7 protein-coding genes and 1 tRNA gene are annotated in these 5,819 nt (G+C 62.1%); 6 read left to right on the forward strand and 2 right to left on the reverse strand.

The window, feature by feature from the left end; all coding sequences use genetic code 11:
* Nucleotides 1-204: 204 nt before the first annotated feature.
* Both BRAS3843_RS23080 and BRAS3843_RS23085 read left to right on the forward strand, forming a co-directional pair.
* A complete protein-coding gene (locus BRAS3843_RS23080) occupies nucleotides 205-783 on the forward strand; it encodes a hemerythrin domain-containing protein (RefSeq protein ID WP_008971480.1) in 579 nt (192 codons plus the stop codon).
* 75 nt (nucleotides 784-858) lie between these two features.
* Nucleotides 859-1,074: a hypothetical protein gene (locus BRAS3843_RS23085; protein ID WP_008971481.1), complete on the forward strand. Its 216-nt coding sequence runs from the start codon at nucleotides 859-861 to the stop codon at nucleotides 1,072-1,074.
* Between the two features lie 217 nt (nucleotides 1,075-1,291).
* Here BRAS3843_RS23085 and BRAS3843_RS23090 read toward each other — a convergent pair whose 3' ends face one another.
* Nucleotides 1,292-2,044: a hypothetical protein gene (locus BRAS3843_RS23090; protein ID WP_008971482.1), complete on the reverse strand. Its 753-nt coding sequence runs from the start codon at nucleotides 2,042-2,044 to the stop codon at nucleotides 1,292-1,294.
* A 228-nt stretch (nucleotides 2,045-2,272) separates the two neighbouring features.
* Between BRAS3843_RS23090 and BRAS3843_RS23095 the strand changes: the two genes are divergently transcribed.
* From BRAS3843_RS23095 to BRAS3843_RS23110, 4 genes are all read left to right on the forward strand, one after another.
* Nucleotides 2,273-2,605: a Rieske 2Fe-2S domain-containing protein gene (locus BRAS3843_RS23095; RefSeq protein ID WP_008971483.1), complete on the forward strand. Its 333-nt coding sequence runs from the start codon at nucleotides 2,273-2,275 to the stop codon at nucleotides 2,603-2,605.
* 219 nt (nucleotides 2,606-2,824) lie between these two features.
* A tRNA-Glu gene (locus BRAS3843_RS23100) sits at nucleotides 2,825-2,899 on the forward strand.
* Between the two features lie 225 nt (nucleotides 2,900-3,124).
* Nucleotides 3,125-3,391 (forward strand): type II toxin-antitoxin system prevent-host-death family antitoxin, encoded by a 267-nt coding sequence (locus BRAS3843_RS23105; RefSeq protein WP_008971484.1) that lies wholly within the window; start codon nucleotides 3,125-3,127, stop codon nucleotides 3,389-3,391.
* 8 nt (nucleotides 3,392-3,399) lie between these two features.
* A complete protein-coding gene (locus BRAS3843_RS23110) occupies nucleotides 3,400-3,666 on the forward strand; it encodes a Txe/YoeB family addiction module toxin (RefSeq protein ID WP_035982523.1) in 267 nt (88 codons plus the stop codon).
* Between the two features lie 172 nt (nucleotides 3,667-3,838).
* On the opposite strand, the gene BRAS3843_RS23115 is transcribed toward BRAS3843_RS23110, so the two are convergent.
* Entirely contained in the window at nucleotides 3,839-5,599 is a 1,761-nt protein-coding gene (locus tag BRAS3843_RS23115) for a hypothetical protein (RefSeq protein ID WP_008971486.1), read from the reverse strand.
* Nucleotides 5,600-5,819: the final 220 nt, after the last annotated feature.

A 5,819-nucleotide genomic window follows, 5' to 3' on the forward strand; every position in this document is an offset into this window, starting at 1 on the left:
CTGGCCGAAGCGCTGGTCGATGTGTGGGAGCGGCTCGGTCTGCAACGGACCGAGCAGGCGCGCGCAGCGGAGTGATTGGCGATGGCGATTTGATCCCGCGCAATGCGCCCGGCCAGTCTCCTCGCCTAGCTTTCAAAAGGACCATCGGGCGGGCCCGATCTTGCCCGATCTTGCAAGCGGGCTCGCGAGCAGGCGAGGTTGGCCATGACCGAGATCATCGACGCACTGCGCGAGGAACACCACAATCTTGAGAAGCTGCTGGCCGTGCTGGAGCATGAGCTCGAGCTGTTCGACCACAATCAGCGGCCGGACTACGAGATCCTTCAAAGCATCATCCAATATTTCGAAGATTATCCGCAAAGCTGTCATCACCCCAAGGAGGAGATGATCTTCGAGAAGCTGCGCGCCCGGGATCCGCGCGGCGCCGCAGCGTATGGCGATATCGACGCCGAGCACGCGATCGAGGCCAAGCGGCTGCGCAAGTTTGGCGACGCGGTGAATGCCGTTCTGTCCGACCAGGAGCTTCTGCGCGAGACCTTCCACCTGGCCGTACAGGACTTCATCAAGAACCAGCGGGACCACCTGAAGAAGGAAGAGGCCCTGCTGTTTCCGGCTGCGGCCAAGGCGCTCACCGCCGAAGATTGGGCCGATATCGAAGCCCGCATGGCCAACCGGAAAGATCCGCTGTTCGAGGGCGCCGGCGACGAGAAATTCCGCAGCCTTGAGCAAAACATCCTGCGCTGGGAGCAGGAGGCCGAGGACGCTCGCACCGCAGCACGGTAACCGGCCCTGCATTGCGTTGGCGAGGCTTGGGCCTATAGTGCGGGAAGGGGGCAGCACCTTCGCAGGGAGTTCGCCATGACCGCTTCGAACACTGGACTTGAGGTCCAAGGTGCCGAGACGAGCGGCGTTGGTGCGGTCGGCCAGATCCAGATTCCCATGTCGCAGCAGAGCCCGTTCGGCTCGCATGGCTATGACATGCACCCGCAAGGTTTCGTGCGTTTATCGGGTTGTCAGGAACTCCCAGTCCGCCGCGACGGTCGCGACAAGACGCGGCCGGTCCTGTTGAGTTGATCCGCGCGAGGCGGCACGGTTCGTCGCTGCGGCCGGCGCGGCCCTCGATGCCTGCGCCTATCCGTACTCATCCGGAACAATCTGTTTACGTTTCGTTAACCAAATCAGGCTCACGCTTCCGATCCTGGAAGTGCGACGGAACCGGACGACCGGGAGCCGGCAGTCGCGACAAAAGGTCGGCGGCGTAGTGCCCGCCGGCCTTTTTGCTGAGCACTGATCAGTTCCGTCGGGCCAGCGAGCGCAAAAATCCCTGGTATTCCTCGTTCAGCTCCATGTCGACCGCGGGCGCCATCCTCAGGAGCACATTGGCGATGAACGGCTGGTCGTTGCGCGGCTCGTCCAGCACCTCGCGCAGCGCCGGCACGTTGTCCTCGATGTGGTGCAGGAAGGCTATGCCTTTCTCCGCCGTCTCGCTCCAGCGCGCGCGTGTCCATTTTGCCAATGGATACATGATCTCGTGGATGAAGTTGGATTTGCGCGCCTTCTCGAAGAAGCGCAGGCCCGTGCTCCAGTTCTCCTTGGCGCGCAGCGGCGGTGGCGGAATGTCGCCAAGCAGAAGCTTCTTGCCGGCTTGGCCGACGAAATCATCCAGCGTCGTTGGCGCGTCGATGTTGGCCCGGAAATGCCACAGCGCGAACGAGCCGGGGAAGTCCTTGCCCATGCGCTCGCGCAGCGCCGCTTCGACCTTGTCGAGCGCAGGCTTGTCGGCTTTCAGCGCAGCCGTCATCGCAAACGCAAACAGTGCGTCATTGCCGACCTCGTGCACCCCACCGCCCTTGAGCTGAGCCGCCGAGAGGGCGGGCGTCTTGCCATCGGCGGGGATGTCAGCCTCGCCGGCGCGCTGCGCCCTGATGAACGCCGTGATCTCCAGCCAGCCCATCAAATTGGCGATGAAGGCGTCGGGGTCGACATGGACGATGGCGAGATTGAGCGGCTCCTTGCGCTGTCTCAGCTCCGCCATATCGGTCATGACCTGCTCCGTCGCCGCATCGTCCGGGTCGCACGGCTGTGTCGGACTCCCGACACCAGCACTTCACGACGAAGACTGTTGTGATCACGGCAGCAAGAAGGGTGCCAGCGCCGCGCCGATGCTCGCGACGACGGCCGTTCGAAGCGGGTGCCGCTTTTCAAGGCTCACGCTGTCGCGTGCGATCTGCTTAGGATGACGAGGCGGCGTGCTTGATGGAAAGGTCTCTTGATGTTCACCCGCGTTTGCAAGGCCGACACGATCGATGAAGGCGGCATGCGCCTCGTCATCGCCGACGCCCAGCTCATCATCCTGGCTTGGCCCGACAACGCCGAGCTCAAGGCGTTCCAGGGCGTTTGTCCGCATACCGCCGCGCCGCTGGAGGAAGCAGGGTTCGATGGTCGGGTGCTGAGCTGTCCGGTTCACAATTGGACCTGGGACGCCTCGACCGGTGTGCCGTTGCATCCGCAGGAAAGCGCGCTCGCCGAATATCCTGTGAAGGTCGAGGACGGGATCGTCTATATCGACACCGCCGGGATCACGCCGCTGTTTGCCGCTCGCTGAGCCGGGGACGGGCAGGGCGGGACACGTGGATTTCCCAACATCGGCTTGCCCGACCGGCCAAAGGCCACTATACGTTCGGCCGCGCCGGGACGGAATCGCGTTTGCAACTGCACCGGTGTCGCAATTCGACGTCTAAGATGTTGATTTGCTGAAGGTTTCGCAAAAACCTGGAGAACGATGACGCCGCACGGGCCTTCCGCTCGTGGCGCCAGCCGTTTTGCTCCCTTCGTCTATCGGTCAGGACGCCACCCTTTCACGGTGGAGAGAGCGGTTCGATTCCGCTAGGGAGCGCCATTCGACGCTCACGCACATTGAAAGTTCTCTACTTTTTGGCGGTTCCCCCAGACGGAACGAATCTGTTTGGGGAGTTCTGTTCGCCTCGTGCTCTTACCGCCAGGCGATTGCACGCCTGACGCCCGCCCAATCCGCCGCCCGCATAGTTCGGTCGCGGTTGACAATGATTTGTACAATGTACAAGTATTCGTACGACGTACATAGAGGTGGGGAAGGGAGAGCGGAATGGCTCACGTATCTTACAGCGAGCTTCGTAATAATCTTGCAACCTATATGGACGCGGTGTGCGACGATCGCGCGCCGCTCGTTGTCACGCGCCAAAATGCGCGAAGCGTCGTGCTGATATCGGAGGAGGAGTATGAGGCGCTTATGGAGACGGTCCATCTCCTGAAGAGCCCCGCAAACGCCGCTCGTCTTCTGCGCTCGATCAAGGAGGCCGACGAAGGCAAATTGACCGAGCGCGAGTTGATTGAGCCGACGAAAGCAGGTTGAGCGGCGGCATGATAACCGCCTGGACCGAGGACGCTTGGCAAGATTATCTTGAGTGGCAGAAAGAGGACGAGAAAGTTCTCGACGCAATCAACGCCTTGATCAGGGACATCAAGCGCGATCCGTTCAAGGGGCTCGGGAAACCGGAGCCCCTTAAACATGCCCTGCAGGGCTGGTGGTCTCGCCGCATCACGGGCGAACATCGATTGGTCTATCGCGTCACGGGCAAAGGCGAAACTCAACAGCTCGATATTGCTCAATGCAAATATCACTATTGAGCGGGATCGAGATGAAATGGCCTCGCTGGCCGCAATGCGTGCCGCGGTGTCTTGCCGAGAAGTGCTCGGATGAGCCTGCCCGGAACAGCGCAACGCGGTGAGGCCAAGCCTCACCGCACGCGAATGATGCGATAGTCGACCGCAACAAGCAGAGGCGCGCCCCCGCTCGTGGTTACTGCGGCATCGTCTCGAATGACGGCAGGGTCGCGGCTTTGACGGCACGGAAGAACGAGTCGTAGCCGTGGACGGCGGCGTAGAGGTTGAGGCGGCCCCAGCCATCCCAGGTGTTGCCGTCGAGTAGCGCGTAGCCCGCTGGCAGCGCGGTGTCGCGCAGGAGCTCGGTGCGCTGCTGCTCCGTCATATAGGGGAAACGCGTCAGCAGCAGCACCTGGGCCTGCACCGGCACAACCTCGGGCGTGCGCATATGGCTCGCCAGCGCAAGCCCGTAGGTCATGCGGTAGGTGTAGCCACGGGTGTCGTCAGGATCGAGATTGTAGTCGAACATTTTCCGTGCCCGATCGCGTTCGTGATCGGCCCTGGACTCGGTCTTGTCGAGGCACTTCTCGACGTTGCTGGTGCCGCAAGACTGCGCCAGATATTTCTGGGTCTGGGTGTAGGCCTGGTAGACCGCGTAGGCCGCGGCATTGGCAGGATTGGTCCAATCGACCCGGTTGCCGTTCGCATCGTAGAGCGCGTTGTAGATGTTGGTGGCCACGATCGCGGTCGCCTCGATGCGGCCGCCGATGACGTCGAGCGGCGAGTGCATGCCGGCGAGGATCCGGTTGTTGCCGAGATCGGCCGCCCGCACCAGCAGGCTCTCATATTGCTGTGGTACCAGGAAAGCGAGGCCGAGCGCCTGGTTATAGGCGAGGTTGGTGTGGCCGCTGATATAGGCGCCGTCGCCATAGGGGTTGGTGCCGTTGGCGATCTGCCAGAGCAGAGTGGGGACGTTCACGTCGGCCGAGAGCCGGAACGGCCGCGGCGCCGTGCCGATGCCAGGGGTATAGTCGCCAGCATTGAACGTGGTCGGCGTGAGATTGCCGGAAGCGTCATAGGAGCCGACATTGGGCACTGTAATCGGCTTGCCGCCATTGGCGCTCACCATGGCCTGGGTCACGCTGAAGCCGCGCACCCAGTTGACGGTGGTGCCGTAGGCACGCGGAACCGCGAAATTGCTGAAATAGGTCGGCACGACGAATTGCGCGGTGTCGGCGATGGTGAGGCCGGCCTTGTTGCTCGCTGCATTGTAATTGCCGTAGCGCGCATCGAGCGGGCTGATCACACCTGACGTGATGGAGCTCGGATTGGTCACCGGAACGGTCGAGCCCATGTAGCGCTCGAACGTGCGCTTTGGCGGTTCGGTCGAGGCGTTATTGCGGACGGTGTTGTTGAGGAAGTTCGCAGCCGCCGCCAGCGGTGTCGCGCTGCCGTCACCGAAGGTCGCAAAGCCGATGGTGGCACCGTTGAGGTAGTTGATACCTTGCGCGGTCGGCGCGTAATCCTGCAGCGAGGTGATCACGTAAGAGGTTGGGGTCAGCTTTGCCGGCGCCGTGCCGGTCGTGGACGAGCCGATCCCCGTCATGAAATAGGAGGTGAGAGCGCCGAGCCCGTTGAGCACACTGTAGGGCTGCGCCGTGCGATCATCGTGGATGGCGGCAAGGGTCTGCGCCGGGGTTCGATTCCGCGTCATCCTGATCACGGTCTCGATGTTCTGATCCATGACGCCCGGGCCATGGGCGAGTCGGGGATCGTACTGCATCAGATTGGCGTAGGAATCGAGCAGGTTGACGATCGTCGAGCCGACCGACGCGGTCGAGCTGTTGATGAAATTGACCGGCGGCGTGGTTGGAATGCTGCCGGCCTGCGCGGCGAACGGGACGAGCGCAGCGCCGAGCGCTGCATATTTCCAAGACTTCAACGACGCGGACGACATTCAAAAACCTCAGGATCTTCGATTGCTGAGCCAAGCCGGCTCATTTTGTTGTGCGCAGCCTTGCGCTGATCTGAGATGCGAAGGCCGTCCGGACCTTCCTATCCGTCGATTTTAACCGTTTGGTAACGAGCCGCTTCTTGGCAGGGGAAACGCGCCCCTGTCGTCTGTATGCACATGCGGATTGCATTGAAGGGCCGTGTGGAGGGCCAGGTGCGTGAAT

Origin of the sequence: Bradyrhizobium sp. STM 3843, from assembly GCF_000239815.1 — a bacterium.
Lineage (GTDB): Bacteria > Pseudomonadota > Alphaproteobacteria > Rhizobiales > Xanthobacteraceae > Bradyrhizobium.